Annotated in this window: 16 protein-coding genes; 10 read left to right on the forward strand and 6 right to left on the reverse strand. The window is 64.5% G+C overall.

Going from position 1 to position 16,209, the window contains the following annotated elements; all coding sequences use genetic code 11:
• Positions 1 to 138: 138 nt before the first annotated feature.
• From AWB68_RS13120 to AWB68_RS13130, 3 genes are read left to right on the forward strand one after another with little or no spacing between them, the layout of a single operon-like run.
• Positions 139 to 1,095 (forward strand): complex I NDUFA9 subunit family protein, encoded by a 957-nt coding sequence (locus AWB68_RS13120; RefSeq protein WP_087644782.1) that lies wholly within the window; start codon positions 139 to 141, stop codon positions 1,093 to 1,095.
• 21 nt (positions 1,096 to 1,116) lie between these two features.
• Entirely contained in the window at positions 1,117 to 1,734 is a 618-nt protein-coding gene (locus AWB68_RS13125) for a glutathione S-transferase family protein (protein WP_087644783.1), read from the forward strand.
• Positions 1,731 to 2,975 carry a multifunctional CCA addition/repair protein gene (locus AWB68_RS13130; protein ID WP_087644784.1) on the forward strand — a complete coding sequence of 415 codons (1,245 nt, stop codon included), beginning with the start codon at positions 1,731 to 1,733 and terminating at the stop codon, positions 2,973 to 2,975. Before AWB68_RS13125 ends, AWB68_RS13130 begins: the two co-directional genes overlap by 4 nt.
• A gap of 25 nt (positions 2,976 to 3,000) precedes the next feature.
• On the opposite strand, the gene AWB68_RS13135 is transcribed toward AWB68_RS13130, so the two are convergent.
• Positions 3,001 to 3,195, reverse strand: a complete 195-nt coding sequence (locus AWB68_RS13135) for a DUF2905 domain-containing protein (RefSeq protein ID WP_087644785.1) — start codon at positions 3,193 to 3,195, stop codon at positions 3,001 to 3,003.
• Between the two features lie 10 nt (positions 3,196 to 3,205).
• Positions 3,206 to 4,411 (reverse strand): class I SAM-dependent methyltransferase, encoded by a 1,206-nt coding sequence (locus tag AWB68_RS13140; RefSeq protein WP_087644786.1) that lies wholly within the window; start codon positions 4,409 to 4,411, stop codon positions 3,206 to 3,208.
• A 13-nt stretch (positions 4,412 to 4,424) separates the two neighbouring features.
• On the opposite strand from AWB68_RS13140, the gene AWB68_RS13145 reads away from it, so the two are divergent.
• The 5 genes from AWB68_RS13145 (at position 4,425) to glmS (ending at position 9,967) form a co-directional block, all read left to right on the forward strand.
• Positions 4,425 to 5,240, forward strand: a complete 816-nt coding sequence (locus AWB68_RS13145) for an SDR family oxidoreductase (RefSeq protein ID WP_087644787.1) — start codon at positions 4,425 to 4,427, stop codon at positions 5,238 to 5,240.
• Between the two features lie 61 nt (positions 5,241 to 5,301).
• On the forward strand, positions 5,302 to 5,703 hold the full coding sequence (locus tag AWB68_RS13150; protein WP_087644788.1) for a dihydroneopterin aldolase: 402 nt from the start codon (positions 5,302 to 5,304) through the stop codon (positions 5,701 to 5,703).
• Entirely contained in the window at positions 5,700 to 6,668 is a 969-nt protein-coding gene (gene ttcA, locus AWB68_RS13155) for a tRNA 2-thiocytidine(32) synthetase TtcA (protein WP_087644789.1), read from the forward strand. Before AWB68_RS13150 ends, ttcA begins: the two co-directional genes overlap by 4 nt.
• Positions 6,669 to 6,740: 72 nt before the next feature.
• Positions 6,741 to 8,102 carry a bifunctional UDP-N-acetylglucosamine diphosphorylase/glucosamine-1-phosphate N-acetyltransferase GlmU gene (gene glmU / locus AWB68_RS13160; protein ID WP_087644790.1) on the forward strand — a complete coding sequence of 454 codons (1,362 nt, stop codon included), beginning with the start codon at positions 6,741 to 6,743 and terminating at the stop codon, positions 8,100 to 8,102.
• Between the two features lie 47 nt (positions 8,103 to 8,149).
• A complete protein-coding gene (gene glmS, locus AWB68_RS13165; RefSeq protein WP_087644791.1) occupies positions 8,150 to 9,967 on the forward strand; it encodes a glutamine--fructose-6-phosphate transaminase (isomerizing) in 1,818 nt (605 codons plus the stop codon).
• A gap of 93 nt (positions 9,968 to 10,060) precedes the next feature.
• Here glmS and zwf read toward each other — a convergent pair whose 3' ends face one another.
• Entirely contained in the window at positions 10,061 to 11,524 is a 1,464-nt protein-coding gene (zwf, locus tag AWB68_RS13170; protein WP_087644792.1) for a glucose-6-phosphate dehydrogenase, read from the reverse strand.
• Between the two features lie 274 nt (positions 11,525 to 11,798).
• Here zwf and AWB68_RS13175 point away from each other — a divergent pair, with 274 nt between their 5' ends.
• Positions 11,799 to 12,245, forward strand: coding sequence for a DUF2501 domain-containing protein (locus AWB68_RS13175; protein WP_087644793.1), 447 nt, complete (start codon positions 11,799 to 11,801; stop codon positions 12,243 to 12,245).
• Between the two features lie 42 nt (positions 12,246 to 12,287).
• Positions 12,288 to 13,247 carry a quinone oxidoreductase family protein gene (locus AWB68_RS13180; RefSeq protein WP_087644794.1) on the forward strand — a complete coding sequence of 320 codons (960 nt, stop codon included), beginning with the start codon at positions 12,288 to 12,290 and terminating at the stop codon, positions 13,245 to 13,247.
• Positions 13,248 to 13,271: 24 nt separating this feature from the next.
• On the opposite strand, the gene AWB68_RS13185 is transcribed toward AWB68_RS13180, so the two are convergent.
• The 3 genes from AWB68_RS13185 to AWB68_RS13195 are packed head-to-tail and all read right to left on the reverse strand — an operon-like array spanning position 13,272 to position 16,206.
• Positions 13,272 to 13,826 carry a carboxymuconolactone decarboxylase family protein gene (locus AWB68_RS13185; protein WP_087644795.1) on the reverse strand — a complete coding sequence of 185 codons (555 nt, stop codon included), beginning with the start codon at positions 13,824 to 13,826 and terminating at the stop codon, positions 13,272 to 13,274.
• A 2-nt stretch (positions 13,827 to 13,828) separates the two neighbouring features.
• The gene (locus tag AWB68_RS13190) at positions 13,829 to 15,166 is read right to left on the reverse strand and encodes an aspartate aminotransferase family protein (protein ID WP_087644796.1); all 1,338 of its coding nucleotides are present in this window, start codon (positions 15,164 to 15,166) and stop codon (positions 13,829 to 13,831) included.
• A complete protein-coding gene (locus AWB68_RS13195) occupies positions 15,163 to 16,206 on the reverse strand; it encodes a C45 family autoproteolytic acyltransferase/hydrolase (protein ID WP_087644797.1) in 1,044 nt (347 codons plus the stop codon). The genes AWB68_RS13190 and AWB68_RS13195 overlap by 4 nt, the downstream gene beginning before the upstream one ends.
• Between the last annotated feature and the right edge of the window lie 3 nt (positions 16,207 to 16,209).

The raw sequence follows: 16,209 nt of genomic DNA on the forward strand, positions 1-16,209 counted from the left end.
GCAAGCACCGCGCACGCGCAGGGCGCCGGCTCATCGGCCGGCGCGAACTTGCGGCTCGCGCGCAAGTGGTGAGATTCCGGGGCTACCGCCGCGCTCGTCCCGGGCGCGCGGGTAGAGCGGGTAGAGACAGAGGCCAATATGCGACATCAGAACGTAGCGCTGATCGGCGGTTCGGGCTTCATCGGCAGTCATCTCGTCAACGCGCTTGTCGATCTCGGCAAGACCGTGCGCATCGCCACGCGACGGCGCGCCAACGCCGCGCATCTCACCCTGCTCCCGGTTGACGTGATCGAAGCCGACGTGCACGATCCGTCGCAGCTTGCCGCGTTCGTCGCGGAAGCCGACGCGGTGATCAATCTCGTCGGCATCCTGCAGGGGCATCGCGGCGATCCTTATGGCCCTGAGTTCGCGAAGGCGCACGTCGAGTTGCCGAGGAAGATCGTCGCGGCTTGCGAGGCCAAAGGCGTGCGGCGCCTGCTGCACATGAGCGCGATCGGCGCCGATTCCAGCGGCCCGAGCATGTACCTGCGCTCACGCGGCGACGGCGAGAAGGTGATCCGCGACTCGGCGCTTGACACGACCATTTTCCGCAGTTCCGTCGTGTTCGGTCCCGAGGACAACCTGCTGAACCAGTTTGCGTTCCTCGAACGCATGTTCCCGGTGATTCCGCTCGCTTGTGCCGATGCGCTGTTCCAGCCGGTGTTCGTCGGCGATGTCGCGAAGGCGATCGTCAACGTGCTCGACCTGGATGCCGCGAACGGGCGTGTCTTCGAACTCGCCGGCCCGCAGGTCTACACGCTCGCCGAACTCATGCGCTTCAGCGGCGCGACGATCGGCAAGCACGCGAAGCTCATCAAGCTGCCGGACAGCCTCGGCCGCCTGCAGGCGATGACGCTCGAAATGGTGCCCGGCGAGCCGGTGATGTCGCGCGATAATCTCGATTCGATGAAAACGCCGAGCGTCGCGAGCGGCCCGCTTGCGCCTGAACTCGGCATCGACGAGCCGGCGAGCATCGAGGACATCGCGCCGATGTATCTCACCGGCAATTCACCGCGCTCGCGCTTCAATGCGTTTCGCGCGACGGCGCATCGTTAGTCTTCTTTTTCACGCGTGTCCATGAAACTCGTTATCGGTGACAAGAACTCGTCGTCCTGGTCGATGCGGCCGTGGCTGGTGCTCCGGCATTTCAATATTCCTTTCGACGAAACGCTGGTCCGCCTCGGCCAGCCCGACTCGAAGGAGCACATCCTCAGGCATTCGCCATCGGGGAAGGTGCCGTGCCTGATCACCGATTCCGGCAACGCGGTCTGGGAATCGCTCGCGATCATGGAGACGCTGGCCGAACTGTTCCCGCAGCACGCGCTGTGGCCGCGCGAGCCCGCCGCGCGCGCGCGGGCGCGCAGCATCAGCGCGGAGATGCACGCTGGTTTCGCGGACCTGCGCCAGCAGATGCCGATGCAAATCCACACGCACGCGCCCGGCACCGGCCGCACGCCGGCGGTGCTGGCGGACATTGCGCGCATCGAGGCGGTCTGGCAGGACTGCTTGTCCCGGCACGGCGGGCCGTTCCTGTTCGGCGACTTCGGCATCGCCGACGCGATGTTCGCGCCGGTCGCGATGCGCTTCAATTCCTACGCCCCTGATCTCGGCGACACGGCGCGCGCCTACGCCGCACGCCTGACGGCGCTGCCGGCGGTCGCTGCCTGGATCGAAGAAGCGGGCAACGAGCGATGAATATCTACGCGGTAGGCGGCGCGATCCGCGATGAACTGCTCGGCGTGCCGGTCGTCGATCGCGATTACGTCGTGGTCGGCGCGACGCCCGAGCAGATGGTCGCGCAGGGCTATCGGCCGGTCGGGAAGGATTTTCCCGTATTCCTGCATCCGGTGACGCACGAGGAGTACGCGCTCGCGCGCACCGAACGCAAGACGGCCGCCGGCTATCACGGCTTCCAGTTCTACTATTCGCCCGATGTCACGCTCGAAGAGGACCTCGCGCGCCGCGACCTGACGATCAACGCGATGGCGCGGGAACTGAGCCCGGACGGCGAACTCATCGGTCCGGTGATCGATCCGTTCGACGGCCGCGCCGACCTCGAAAAGAAACTGTTCCGCCATGTCGGCGATGCGTTTATCGAAGATCCGGTGCGGATCCTGCGCCTCGCGCGCTTTGCCGCGCGCTTCGCGGATTTCACCGTCGCGAAAGAAACGCGTGCGTTGATGAAGAAGATGGTCGCGGACGGCGAAGTCGATGCGCTCGTGCCCGAGCGCGTGTGGCAGGAAGTGTCGCGCGGATTGATGGAGCGCACGCCGTCGCGCATGTTCGACGCGTTGCGCGACTGCGGCGCGCTCGCGCGCATCCTGCCGGAAGTCGATGCGCTTTGGGGCGTGCCGCAACGCGCCGACTATCACCCGGAAGTCGATACCGGCGTGCACGTGATGATGGTGCTGGATTACGCGGCGTCGCAGGCCTTCGCGCTGCCGGTGCGCTTCGCGGCGCTGACGCATGATCTCGGCAAGGCGACCACGCCCGACGACATCCTGCCGCGTCACGTCGGTCACGAAGGACGCAGCGTCGATTTGCTGCGGCCGCTGTGCGAGCGGCTGCGCGTGCCGAACGAGTGCCGCGATCTGGCGCTGCTCGTCGCGCGTGAGCATGGGAACATTCATCGCGTGATGGAGATGGGGCCGGCGGCGCTCGTGCGCCTCTTCGAACGATGCGATGCGCTGCGTAAACCGGCGCGTTTCGCGGAGGCCTTGCAGGCGTGCGTCGCGGATGCGCGCGGGCGGCTGGGTTTGTCGCAGCAGCCTTATCCGCAGGCGGAGCGGCTGCGCGAGGCGCTGGTGGCGGCGCGTTCGGTGGATGCGGGCGCGGTGGCCCAGCAATACGCGAGCGCGCCCGCGAAGATCAAGGACGCCGTGCACGATGCGAGAGTTGTGGCGGTGAAGGCGGCGCTGGAGAAGGCGAGCGCTTGATGCGGCGCCCCGCACGCACAGTCATTCAAAGCATCCGCGCGATCAGCGAAAGCAGCATCGAAAGCACCAGCGTCGACATGAACGGGAACGGATACTCGCGCCCGAACAAGCGCACCGTGAAGTCGCCGGGCAGCCGGCCCACGCCGAGTTTCCTCAGCCACGGCCAGCAGGCCGACAAAATCGACAGCGCGACGAACGTGGTCAGCAGCCAGCGGATCATGGCGGCGTGCCTATAGCGTGTGCGAGCGGTCGCCGGTGGCGAACGCGTCGAGCGTGTCGTCGATGCCGCGCGAAAACGCGATCACCTTGAACAACTCGCCCATCTCCGCTTCCGACAACAGCTTTTGCACCGCGTTCGCCGCGGGCAGGAAGCGCCTGGCGTCGGCGGGATCGATCCCCGACAGCACGTCGGTGATGCCCGCGTTCATCAGGAAGCGCGCCTGCGACGTGAAGCCGAGCAGGTCCGCGCCGGCTTCCACGCCGGCTTCCGCGATGCCCGTGAATTCGACATGCGCGGTGATGTCCTGCAAGCCGGGATGGAGAAACGGATCGGCGTGCGCGCGATGCCGGTAGTGGCACATCAGCGTGCCGCCCGCGCGCTGCGCGTGATAGAACTCATGGCGCGGAAAACCGTAGTCGATGAAAAACGCCGCGCCGCGCGTGAGCATCGTGCAGATCGTCTTCGTGAACGCGAGCGCCGCTTCATGCGTCTCCGTCACGTATTCGACGAACGGCTCGTCGTTCGTGGCATCGATGGCGGCGTCGATCGTCGCGACCAGCGGGTCGTCTGTGAGCGGGTGGTCGTCGAAGGCGAAGCGCTCGTCGAGTTCCACCACGCCGCGCTCGTGCCACGCGCCGAGCTTGCGCACGACCAGGCGCACCGGCATCGCGTCGAGCACCTCGTTGCCGATCACCACGCCTGCGAAATCCGTGGGCAGCGCATCGAGCCATTTCACCTTCGAAGCCAGTTCGGGCGCGTCGGCTTCGATCGTCGCGCGCTGGCGCTCGCGCAGTTCGCCCGACAGATCGACGATCGAATAACTGTCGAGCGGGGCTTCCAGATCACGCAGCGCGTTCAGCAGGCCGCCCGCCAGCTTGCCCGTGCCCGCGCCGAATTCCATCAGATCGCGCGTGCCGCTGCGGCGAAGCGCCTGCGCGACGGGGCGCGCGAGCGTCGCGGCGAACAGCGGCGACAGTTCCGGTGCCGTCACGAAGTCGCTGCCGTCTTCCGACCGGCGGCCGAATTTCATCGCGCCGCCGCTGTAATAACCGAGGCCCGGCGCATAAAGGGCCAGTTCCATATAGCGATCGAACGGCAGCCAGCCGCCCGCGCTGGCGATTTCGTCGCGGATCAGCGCCCTGAGCGCCTCGGACTGCGCCGCCGCGTCGGCGCCGGGAACAGGTAAACTGTCGGATTGTCGAGCTTTCGGATTCATCCCAGTATTGTAAATGAGCCCTTCTTCTTCAGTTTCTCCACCCGCGAGGCCGCGCGTCGTGCTCGTGACCGGCGCGGCGAAACGCATCGGCCGGGGCATCGCGCTCGGCTTTGCGTCGCGCGGCTGGGACGTCGCCGTGCACTACGGCGAATCGGAGCGGGAAGCCCATGAAACCGTCGCTGACATCGTCGCGCTCGGTTGTCGCGCCGTCGCGCTGAGGGCGGACCTGGGCGTCGAAACGCAGGTTGCGCGGCTCGTGCCGGCGTGTATCGAGGCGCTCGGCGCGTTGAATTGCGTTGTAAATAGTGCATCGCGCTTCGACGAAGACACCGCGAAGGATTTCGGCTACGCGAAACTGCTGGAAATGACGGCGATCAACCTGGCCGCGCCGCTGACGCTGGCCCGCGCGTTGTACGAAACGGTACCGGATGCCGCCGCCGACGATGAAACGCAGCGCGGCGTCGTGATCAACGTGCTCGACCAGAAGCTGTACAACATGAATCCCGATTACCTGTCGTACACGCTGACCAAGGCGGCGCTCGAAAACGCGACCATTGCGCTCGCGCAGGCGCTGGCGCCGAAGTTGCGCGTCGTCGGCCTCGCGCCCGGGCTCACGGTGATCTCGGCGGGCCAGACGCCCGCGACGTTCGAGGCGGCGCATCGCGTGACGCCGCTCGGGCGGTCGTCGCGCGTGGAAGATGTCGCCGATGCCGCGTGCTACCTCGCGACCGCGCACGGCGTGACGGGCACGACGCTCGTCGTCGATGGCGGCCAGCATCTGGTGCCAAGCCCGCGCGACGTGATGTTCATGGTCGGCAACCCAAACTGAACGCGCGCGCCTTCGCTCGCCATTAGCCGCACGAAACACGCAACACCTACTGGAAAAGAACATGCTTGCCGCACTTTCGCATCCCCGGCTCGCCGACTGCCGGCGGCTCTTTCTGCGCAATTACGAAGTGCGCATCAACATCGGCGTGCATGACTTCGAGAAGCAGGGCGAGCAGCGCGTGGTGATCAACGTCGAGCTGTTCGTGCCCCTCGCGCTGTCCACGCCGGTCGAGGACAAGCTGCGCGAAGTGGTCGACTACGACTTCATGCGCTCGACGATCGCAGCGCGCGTCGAGCGCGGTCACATCCACTTGCAGGAAACGCTCTGCGACGATGTCGCCGCCGCGCTGCTCGCGCATCCGCAGGTCCGTGCCGTGGTGGTGTCGACGGAAAAGCCGGACGTCTATCCCGATTGCGATGCCGTGGGCGTCGAAGTCTTTCGCATCAAAGAGGAACGAGCATGAACACGCCCGCTCAAGCTGATACCGATACCGATACCGACGTTCAGGCGCCCGCTCGCGCCGCCCTCACGCGCCGCGAACAGAAGGAAGCCTACGAGAACAACAAGCTGTTCAAGCGGCTCGCGCGCCAGGTCGGCCAGGCGATCGGCGACTACAACATGATCGAGCACGGCGACAAGGTGATGGTGTGCCTGTCGGGCGGCAAGGACAGTTACGCGATGCTCGATATCCTGATGCGGCTGCGCGAGCGCGCGCCGATCGACTTCGAGATCGTCGCCGTCAATCTCGACCAGAAGCAGCCGGGCTTTCCGGAGCACGTGCTGCCGGATTATCTGGCGAAGCTCGACATCCCGTTTCACGTCGAGAACCAGGACACGTACAGCATCGTCAAGCGGCTCGTGCCCGAGGGCAAGACCACTTGTTCGCTGTGCTCGCGGCTGCGTCGCGGGATTCTGTATCGCGTCGCGGGTGAACTGGGCGCGACGAAGATCGCGCTCGGCCATCATCGCGACGACATCCTGCAGACGCTCCTGCTCAACATGTTCTACGGCGGCAAGCTGAAGGGCATGCCGCCCAAGCTGCAATCCGACGACGGCAAGAACGTCGTGATCCGGCCGCTCGCGTATGTGAAGGAAGCCGATCTGGAGAAGTACGCTGAACTGCGCGAATTCCCGATCATCCCGTGCAATCTGTGCGGCAGCCAGCCGAACCTGAAGCGTGCGGAGATGAAGGCACTGATCCGCGAATGGGACAAGCGCTTTCCGGGACGCGTCGAGAATATGTTCAACGCGCTCGGCAACGTGGTGCCGTCGCACCTGATGGATCACCAGTTGTTTCCGTTCGCCGGACTGCGGGCGACGGGCGAGGCCGACCCGCAGGGCGACATCGCGTTCGACGAAGAACCGTGTGCGAGCGAACCGTCAGGGGCGCCGAAGACCGTTTCAATTGTTCAGTTGGATGAAATCTGAACCATTTTCCACCAGGCGCGCCGGGTTTCCCGTCGCCCTGGCCGCTCCGATCCACACACGAAACGTAACGCGATGAATATTGTGATTCTGGCGGCAGGCATGGGCAAACGCATGAATTCCGCCCTGCCCAAAGTGCTCCATCCGCTCGCTGGCAGGCCGCTTCTGGCCCATGTCATCGATACTGCGCGGACGCTTCAACCGACGCGGCTCGTCGTCGTCGTCGGACATGGCGCCGAGAAGGTGCAGGCCGCCGTGGGCGCGCCCGACGTGCATTTCGCCGTGCAGGCGCAGCAGCTCGGCACCGGCCACGCCGTGCAGCAGGCGCTGCCGTTCGTCGATCCGTCGGTGCCGACGCTCGTCCTGTACGGCGATGTGCCGCTGACGCGCGCCAGCACACTGAAGCGACTCGTCGATGCCGCGCAGAATGGGCGCTATGGCGTTCTGACCGTGACCCTCGACGACCCGACGGGCTACGGGCGCATCGTGCGGGATTCGAGCGGCGCGGTGCAGAAGATCGTCGAGCAGAAGGACGCTAGCGCCGACGAACGGAAGATCGCCGAAATCAACACCGGCATCATCACCACGCCGACGCAGCAACTCGAAACCTGGCTTGCGTCGCTTAAAAACGACAATGCGCAGGGCGAGTTCTACCTGACGGATGTGGTCGAGCGCGCACTCGAATCGGGCGTCGAAATCGTCACCGCGCAGCCCGACGAAGAGTGGGAAACGCTGGGTGTGAACAGCAAGCAGCAACTCGCCGAGCTTGAACGGATTTATCAGCGCAACGTGGCGGACGATTTGCTCGTCGCGGGCGTGACGCTGCTGGACCCGGCGCGGCTCGACGTGCGCGGCACGCTGGAATGCGGGCGCGATGTATCGATCGATGTGAACTGCGTGTTCGAAGGGCGCGTGACGCTCGCGGACAACGTGACGATCGGCCCGAACTGCGTGATCCGCGATGCGGTGATCGGCGCCGGCACGCGCGTCGATGCGTTCACGCACATCGAAGGCGGCACGACCGGCGCGAACGTCGTGCTCGGACCGTACGCGCGGCTGCGTCCGGGCGCGAAGCTCGGCGACGAGTCGCACGTGGGCAACTTTGTCGAAGTGAAGAACGCGGTGCTTGGCGTTGGGTCGAAGGCGAACCACCTGTCGTACATCGGCGATTCGGATATCGGCGCGCGGGTGAATATCGGCGCGGGCACGATTACCTGCAACTACGACGGCGCGAACAAGCATCGCACCGTGATCGAGGACGACGTGTTCGTCGGCTCCGATACGCAGCTCGTGGCGCCCGTGCGCATCGGGCGCGGCGTGACGATCGCGGCGGGCACGACGGTATGGAAGGACGTCGGCGAGGGCGAACTGGTGCTGAACGAAAAGACCCAGGTGAGCCGCGGCGGCTACGTCCGGCCGACCAAGAAGAAGGCGTGAAGCTCCCGGCTGGTCTGGATAAAAAACTTTGAGAAGGACGAGAAACCATGTGTGGAATTGTCGGCGCGGTCGCGCAACGCAACATCGTATCGGTGCTGGTCGAAGGACTGCGCCGGCTTGAATATCGCGGCTACGATTCGTGCGGCGTCGCCGTGCTGAGCCACGGCGAGCCGAGGCGCGCACGCAGCGTGTCGCGCGTGTCGGACCTCGACGCGCAAGTACGCGATACGCATCTCGAAGGCTTCACGGGCATCGCCCACACGCGCTGGGCGACGCACGGCGCGCCGGTCACCCACAACGCGCACCCGATTTTTTCCCGCGATGCCGTCGCGCTGGTGCACAACGGCATCATCGAGAACTACGAGTCGCTGCGTGAAATGCTGCGCGGCAAAGGCTACGAGTTCGTCTCGCAGACCGACACCGAGGTCATCGCGCACCTGATCCACAGCATGTATCGCGGCGACCTGTTCCAGACCGTTCGCGAAGCCGTCAAGCAATTGCACGGCGCGTATGCGATCGCCGTGATCCACAAGGACCAGCCGCATACGGTGGTGGGCGCGCGGCAGGGTTCGCCGCTCGTCGTCGGCGTGGGGCAGGGCGAGAACTTCCTTGCCTCCGATGCGCTCGCGCTAGCGGGCAGCACCGACCGCTTTGCGTTCCTCGAAGAAGGCGACGTCGTGGAGATCACGCTCGACGGCGTGAAGATCGTCGATGGCGAAGGCGTGCCGGCACAGCGTGAAGTGCGCGTGGTCGCGGCTTATGGCGGCGCGGTGGAACTCGGGCCGTACCGGCACTTCATGCAGAAGGAAATCTTCGAGCAGCCGCGCGCGATCACCGACACCATTCCGCAAGGCGATCACTTCGATGCGTCGTTGTTCGGCGAAGGTGCGGCTGATGTCTTTAGCGGCATCGACAGTCTTCTGATTCTTGCGTGCGGCACGAGTTATTACTCGGGGCTGACGGCGAAGTATTGGCTCGAATCGGTCGCCAAAATTCCGACGCAGGTCGAGATTGCGAGCGAGTATCGGTATCGGGAGTCGGTGCCGAATCCGAAGGCGCTCGTTGTGGTGATTTCGCAGTCGGGCGAAACCGCCGATACGCTCGCGGCGCTGAAGCATGCGCAATCGCTTGGGCACAAGCACACGCTCGCGGTCTGCAATGTGGCAACGAGCGCGATGGTGCGGTTGACGGAGCTGGCGTTCCTGACGCACGCGGGTACGGAGATCGGGGTTGCGTCGACCAAGGCGTTCACGACGCAGCTCGTTGGGTTGTTCGTGCTCGCGGTGACGCTGGGCAAGTTGCGCGGGCACGTGGATGCCACGCAGGAAGCGGCCTATCTCGCGCAGTTGCGGCATTTGCCGGCGGCGCTGAACAGCGTGCTGGCGCTGGAGCCGCAGATCATCGCCTGGGCCGAGGAGTTTGCGCGCAAGGAGAATGCGTTGTTCCTGGGACGCGGGCTGCATTATCCGATCTCGCTTGAGGGCGCGCTGAAGCTCAAGGAGATTTCGTATATTCACGCGGAAGCTTATCCGGCGGGCGAACTGAAGCATGGGCCGCTTGCGCTGGTGACAGAGGCGATGCCGGTTGTCACGGTCGCGCCGAATGATGCGCTGCTGGAGAAGCTCAAGTCGAACATGCAGGAAGTACGGGCGCGGGGCGGCGAGCTGTACGTGTTCGCCGATGCGGATACGCGCATCGTCAGCGAGGACGGAATTCATGTGATTCGGATGCCGGAGCATTATGGGTTGCTCTCGCCGATCCTGCATACGGTGCCGCTGCAATTGCTGGCTTATCACACGGCTTGTGCGAGAGGGACTGATGTCGACAAGCCGAGAAATTTGGCGAAGTCGGTGACGGTGGAGTGAGGGGACTGAGTAGGTAAAAAGAAGAGTCGCTCATGCTGTCCGCCCGAGTGCGGGCAGCATGACGCGCCCCGCCAAGCTCCAAGCCACCCGCCCTCAACTCCCCAACTTATTCGGATCCCGCCAAGCCCGTTCGAACGGAAGCCGCCACGCCCGTGGCGCGATGAGTTGATGGATCGCATTAGGCCCCCACGAGCCCGGCGTATAAAAGCGAACAAGCGGCGGCGATTCAAGCAACGCCGTCGACACCTGCCACAACCTCTCGATCCCCTCTGCCGTAGTAAACAACGTCCGATCTCCCCGCATCGCGTCGAGGATCAACCGCTCGTAAGCTTCCAAGACATCACCAATCAACCCCGTATCACGCATGGCGAACTGCAAGCTCAGCTTGTCCAGCCGCATCCCCGGACCCGGACGTTTGCCATAAAACGAAAGCGACATCTTCGAGGCATCGGCGAGGTCGAACGTCAAATGATCCGGACCTTGCGCCCCGACACCCGACCCCGCCGGGAACATGCTCTTCGGCGGCTCGCGAAACGCGATGGAAATGATCCGCTGGCCCTCGGCAAGCCGCTTTCCCGTGCGCAAATAGAACGGCACACCGGCCCATCGCCAGTTATCGATCGAGCATTTCAACGCGATGAACGTCTCTGTTTCCGATTCGGGACCGACGCCATCCTCCTGTCGGTAACCGGTGTATTGCCCGCGCACGACGTCGCTCGGCTGGATCGGCAGCATGCTGCGAAACACCTTGTTCTTTTCCTCGCTGATCGGTGACGGTTCCAGCGATGTCGGTGGTTCCATTGCCATGAAAGCGAGAATCTGGAACAGGTGCGTGACTACCATGTCGCGGAACGCGCCGGTCTGCTCATAGAAGCCCGAACGCTTGTCCAGGCCCAGCGTTTCCGGAACGTCGATCTGGACGTGATCGATGAAATTGCGATTCCAGATAGGTTCGAAGAGGCCGTTCGCAAAGCGGAACGCGAGGATATTCTGTGCGGGCTCTTTGCCGAGGAAGTGATCGATCCGGAAAATCTGCTCCTCTTCGAATACTTCGTGCAGCTTGGTATTCAACGACACCGAACTTGCCAGATCGGTGCCAAAGGGCTTTTCCATGATGATCCGGGAGCGCTCGACGAGCCCCGCTTCCCTGAGCATGCGCACCGCCGACAACGCGGCGTTCGGCGGCACGCTCAGATAGTGCAGTCGCCGGCACTCGTGTTCCAAAGCCTGCTCGGCCTTTTCAACCAGCGTTCTGAGCGCAGCCGCTCCCGCGGCGAGCGGCAGATAGTCGAGATTGGCCGCAAAAACGTCCCATTCCGTCTGCGCGACCTTGCGGGACGAAAACTGATCGAGTGCTTCGCGCGCGTTCCGGCGAAAGTCGTCGAGCGTGATGTCGTCGAGCGCGACGGCGATGATCCGGCAGCCGGGGATGAAGCCCGCGCTCGAGAGATGGAACAAGCCGGGCAAGAGCTTGCGTCGGGCCAGGTCGCCGGTGGCGCCGAATAGAACGACCACTTGCGGAAATCGCGGGCCTACTCCGGGAGAGATCTTCGCCATCGTGCAATCCTTTTTCTGGGTTAGCGATGCCAAACGAAAAGGACACGTACTGAGCGCAATCGACGCCACGGCGAGCGCCTGAGCGACACATATGCCATGTGGAAATGACACTGTCAAAACATCTTTGCGATCGGGCGCCCAAGATCAGCGAGCGGTCGGCGCGGTGCCGCAAAGTGAGTGCGGGAAGCGCGGGGAGTGGGTGAGCCGCGTCCCTGCGCAAATCCCGAAAAGCACTATAGTAAGAGGCAACCCAGCCAGCCGACGAGGTTCCGGAATGAAATACGGTAGAAAGCTTGTCATTGCGACAACAACGCTCGCGATAGCCGCATGCCTGTCGCTTCCGGCCGCCCACGCCCAACTCGGCGATCTCCTGAAAAACAGCGGCGGCACCAGCGGCACGGCAGGCGGGCTTGGCGGCCTGAGCAGCGCGATGTCGGGCCAGTCGCTCAGTTCCGGCAGTCTCGGCAATGTCACCGGCCTCATCGAATACTGCATCAAGAACAACTACCTGAGCGGCAGCGGTGCGTCGTCCGTGAAGGACTCGCTGATGAGCAAGCTCGGCGGCTCGCCTTCGTCCGACAGCGGTTACACCGACGGCGCCAAAGGCATCCTGAGCAGCAGCAGCGGGCAAAAGGTCGACTTGAGCGGCGGCGGCATGAAGGAGCAGGTGACGAAGGAAGTCTGCGACAAGATTCTCGAGCAGGGCAAATCGATGTTGTAATCGTCCGAGGCCGGATGCAGCGTCGCACCAGAGGAGCCGTGAATGAAGGCAGCCGTCGTAAGCAGTTTTACCGAACCGCCTCGCTACGAGGACTTCGCCACGCCCGTGCCCGCGTCGGGTGAGACACTCGTCCGCGTGAAAGCGGCCGCGCTCAGCCAGCTCGTGAAGAGCCAGGCGTCGGGCAAGCACTACAGCAGCACCGAAGGCGGCTTTCCGTTCATCCCGGGCGTCGATGGCGTGGGCGAAGCCGATGGCCGGCGCGTCTACTTCGCGTTCCCGACCGCGCCCTACGGCGCGATGGCGGAGACGACCGTCGTGAAGGAAGCGTACTGCATCCCCCTGCCGGATGGCGTGAGCGACGTCACTGCCGCCGCGATCGGCAACCCCGGCATGTCGTCGTGGGCCGCGCTGACCGAAAGGGCGAAGTTCGTTGCTGGAGAAACCGTGTTGATCAACGGTGCGACGGGCACCTCCGGACGCCTCGCCGTGCAGATCGCGAAGCATCTGGGCGCATCCCGCGTGATCGCGACCGGCCGCAATGCAGCCAGCGTCGAAGGGCTCGCAGAGATCGGCGCCGACGTGCTGGTCCCGCTCGACGACACCCCCGAAAGCCTCGCCAACACGTTCCGCGAAACGATCCGGACGAACCGCGTCAACGTGATCCTCGACTATCTGTGGGGCGCGTCGGCGCAGAGCATTTTCGCGGCGTTGTCGGGTCACGGGAGCGGTGAAGCGGAGCCGCGCATCCGCTATGTGCAGATCGGGTCGATTACCGGCAACACGGTCACGCTCCCCGCGTCCGCGTTGCGCAGTTCGGGGCTCGAATTGCTCGGCAGCGGACTCGGCAGCGTGTCGAACGAAGGGCTGCTGAGGTCGATCGGTGGCGTGTTGAATGCGGTGGTCGCGGGGCGGCTGACGATCGACGCGCTCGCCGTCCCGCTAGCGGATGTGCACGCGGGATGGAACAGCGCGGACTCCGGGCGAATCGTCTTTACCCTTTGACGCGGCGGTCGCCGTTCACTCCGTTCACTCCGCGAACGGCAACTCCGTCTGCCCTTGGGCACGCATGCCAAACGCGTTGAGCGTCATCGCGACGAGCGAGTAGTACCCGAGCAGCCCGACAAGATTGACGACCGTAACATGGCCGAACCGATCGACTGCGCGGTCGTACGTCGCGTCGCTCAGCCGCCGCGACTCGAAAAGTTCTACCGCGAAGTCATGGATCAACCCATCGTCGGGGTTGTCGAACGTGGGCGTCTGGCCTTCACGCAACGCATCGGCCACCGCCGCCGGAACGCCCGCATCGAGCGCAATCGGATAGTGGATGTACCACTCCGCCTGCGACCGCCAGCGCGCCGCCGTCACGAGAATCGCCAGCTCCGACAGCCGGAGCGGCAAGCCCGTCTTGTAGCGGCAGAACGCGCCCAGCCGCTGCGCATGCTGCGCGAACTCGGGGCTGTGAATCCAGCCGAGAAACGGCCCGTTCAGATTGCCGCGCGGCCCGCTCAAAATTTCCTGCAGCACGGCTTTCTGTTCATCGGTCGCGTGGGCGGGATCGAAGTCGGGAAGGCGATTGCTCATGGTCACTCCAGATTGGACGAGGTCAGCGCGCCGTCGATGGCATCCGCCAGCCGTTCGACGATTGTCTCGATTTGCGGCGCCGTGCAGATGAACGGCGGCGCGAGCAGCACATGATCGCCGATACTGCCGTCCACCGTGCCGCCCATCGGATACACCATCAGCCCGCGCTGCATCGCTTCGCTCTTGATGCGCGCGTGCAGCTTGATCATCGGATCGAACGGCGCCTGGGTCACGCGATCCCGCACGAGTTCGACGCCCACGAAGAGCCCACGTCCGCGAATGTCGCCGATGAACGGATGCTCCGCATAGCGTTCGCGCAGCCGCGAGCGCAATTGTTCGCCGCGTGCCTTCACGTTGTCGAGCAGCCGTTCTTCTTCGATCACCCGCTGCACTTCGAGCGCCGCCGCGCACGCGGTCGCGTGTGCGATGTACGTGTGGCCGTGCTGAAAGAAGCCCGTGCCGCCGATGATCGTGCGGTAGATTTCGTCGCTCACAAGCGTCGCGCCGATGGCCTGATAGCCCGCGCCGAGTCCCTTCGCGATCGTGAGGAGGTCGGGCGCGATGCCGTCTTCCTCGCAAGCGTAGAGATGGCCGGTGCGGCCCATGCCCGACATGATTTCATCGAGGATCAGCAATACGCCGTACTTGTCGCAGACGGCGCGAATCTTCCTGAAGTACTCGCGCACCGGGGGCACCGCGCCGGCCGTCGCGCCGACGACGGTCTCCGCGACGAACGCCGCCACCGACTCCGCGCCGAGTTCGAGGATCTTGCTTTCGAGTTCATCGGCGAGCCGCTGCGCAAACGCCTCTTCGCTTTCGCCGGCGCGTTGCTCGCGATACGCGTAGCAAGGGCTCACGTGATGCGCTTCGATCAGGATCGGCAGGAACGGCTCGCGACGCCAGGCATTGCCGCCGATCGCGAGCGCGCCGAGCGTGTTGCCGTGATAGCTCTGCCGGCGCGCGATGAAATGCCGTCGCTGCATCTCGCCCTTTTCGACGAAATATTGCCGCGCGAGCTTGAGCGCCGCTTCGATCGCTTCCGATCCGCCCGACACGAAGTACACGTGCCCGAGCCCTTTGGGCGCGGCATCGACGAGACGGTCTGCGAGTTCTTCCGCAACGTTCGTTGTGAAGAACGACGTGTGCGCATACGGAAGCTGTCGCGCTTGCCGCTCGATCGCGTCGATTACGCGTTGATTGCTGTGTCCCAGGCACGAGACGGCCGCGCCGCCGCAGGCGTCGATATAACGCTTGCCCTCCGAGTCGATGATTTCGATTCCGTCGCCCGCCACGGCAACGGGAAGCGTCGCACGCGGGGCGCGATGAAAGACGGTGGTCATGGCGTGTTCGTCTCCTGGGGAATGAATTGCCGGAAGCGAAGCTCGCTCTGCTGGTGAACTTCGAGTTCGACGCCCGCTTTACCGACGACGAACAGCGCTGTCGCGAGCGTGTTTTCTTCGTCGGGGTCGGCGGGATCGTCGCGATGGATTGGCAGGCCTTCGGGCGCCTTGTCGGCGAGCACTTGCAGGAGTGCGCGCGCGTCGACATCGCCAAGTTGCGGCAACAGTACGTCGAGCCGCGCCTGACGATCGGCCGAGGATTGCGTCACGATCTGCTGCTCGTGGTTTGAAGGACCGTGGATCAAATGATTTGCATGGCCCGAAAGCGGCGCGGCATCGCGAACCGAGCAACGCGCAACCGTCGCTTCGATGCTCAACACGCGCGCATCGCCCGCGCATCCGAGCGTATGGTGAAAGCCGCTGGCGCGCTTCGCATCTGAGAGAAGGCGCACGGCTTCATCGAGCGAACGCGCATCGAGCACCGCGCGGGTCAGCACCATGCGCGGCACGCCGATCGCGGGATGCTTGATGCGCACGTTGTTGATCGCCTGCGCGAGTCCCGCGCGATTCGCCGCGAAAGTATGGCCCGGCAGCGAGCCCGGATAGTAGAAGCTGACGAAGCCGGGCTTGCCGTCGGGCCGGATATCGACGAGCAGGCACTTGTCGCGCAGATACGGATCGCCGTCTTCGTTGTGCGCGATGAAGCGCGCATCGCCGGCTTTCGATACGGCCGCGAGTGTCGTGCATCCGTCCGGCGCGTTGTGGATCAGTTCGCCACGGCAGTTCCAGAGGAAGATGTCGTCCGGCGACCAGCCGAGGCCTGCCGCCATGCCATCGAGTTCCGCGACATGCGCGGGAAAGGCGTCTTCGGCGGCGCGCCGCAGTTCGCGCACGAACGGATGCTCGCGCCAGCGCTTCACGGCATGCCACGCAGCGCTTTGTGCCATGTACGCGTTCATCACCGGACGAGCCAGCATACCGAGGCCGTAGCCGATGTCGTAAGGCGATCCGGAAATCACGGAAGGAGTCAGAATCCGCATTCG

Origin of the sequence: Caballeronia choica, assembly GCF_001544535.1 — a bacterium.
GTDB classification, from domain to species: Bacteria; Pseudomonadota; Gammaproteobacteria; order Burkholderiales; family Burkholderiaceae; genus Caballeronia; species Caballeronia choica.

Coding starts and splice junctions, on each gene's coding strand:
- AWB68_RS13145 (WP_087644787.1), top strand. CDS start 4,425: ATGAGCCCTTCTTCTTCAGTTTCTCCACCCGCGAGGCCGCGCGTCGTG.
- AWB68_RS13185 (WP_087644795.1), bottom strand. CDS start 13,826: ATGAGCAATCGCCTTCCCGACTTCGATCCCGCCCACGCGACCGATGAA.
- AWB68_RS13140 (WP_087644786.1), bottom strand. CDS start 4,411: ATGAATCCGAAAGCTCGACAATCCGACAGTTTACCTGTTCCCGGCGCC.
- ttcA (WP_087644789.1), top strand. CDS start 5,700: ATGAACACGCCCGCTCAAGCTGATACCGATACCGATACCGACGTTCAG.
- AWB68_RS13125 (WP_087644783.1), top strand. CDS start 1,117: ATGAAACTCGTTATCGGTGACAAGAACTCGTCGTCCTGGTCGATGCGG.
- AWB68_RS13135 (WP_087644785.1), bottom strand. CDS start 3,195: ATGATCCGCTGGCTGCTGACCACGTTCGTCGCGCTGTCGATTTTGTCG.
- glmU (WP_087644790.1), top strand. CDS start 6,741: ATGAATATTGTGATTCTGGCGGCAGGCATGGGCAAACGCATGAATTCC.
- AWB68_RS13150 (WP_087644788.1), top strand. CDS start 5,302: ATGCTTGCCGCACTTTCGCATCCCCGGCTCGCCGACTGCCGGCGGCTC.
- AWB68_RS13120 (WP_087644782.1), top strand. CDS start 139: ATGCGACATCAGAACGTAGCGCTGATCGGCGGTTCGGGCTTCATCGGC.
- AWB68_RS13195 (WP_087644797.1), bottom strand. CDS start 16,206: ATGCGGATTCTGACTCCTTCCGTGATTTCCGGATCGCCTTACGACATC.
- AWB68_RS13180 (WP_087644794.1), top strand. CDS start 12,288: ATGAAGGCAGCCGTCGTAAGCAGTTTTACCGAACCGCCTCGCTACGAG.
- AWB68_RS13130 (WP_087644784.1), top strand. CDS start 1,731: ATGAATATCTACGCGGTAGGCGGCGCGATCCGCGATGAACTGCTCGGC.
- glmS (WP_087644791.1), top strand. CDS start 8,150: ATGTGTGGAATTGTCGGCGCGGTCGCGCAACGCAACATCGTATCGGTG.
- AWB68_RS13190 (WP_087644796.1), bottom strand. CDS start 15,166: ATGACCACCGTCTTTCATCGCGCCCCGCGTGCGACGCTTCCCGTTGCC.
- AWB68_RS13175 (WP_087644793.1), top strand. CDS start 11,799: ATGAAATACGGTAGAAAGCTTGTCATTGCGACAACAACGCTCGCGATA.
- zwf (WP_087644792.1), bottom strand. CDS start 11,524: ATGGCGAAGATCTCTCCCGGAGTAGGCCCGCGATTTCCGCAAGTGGTC.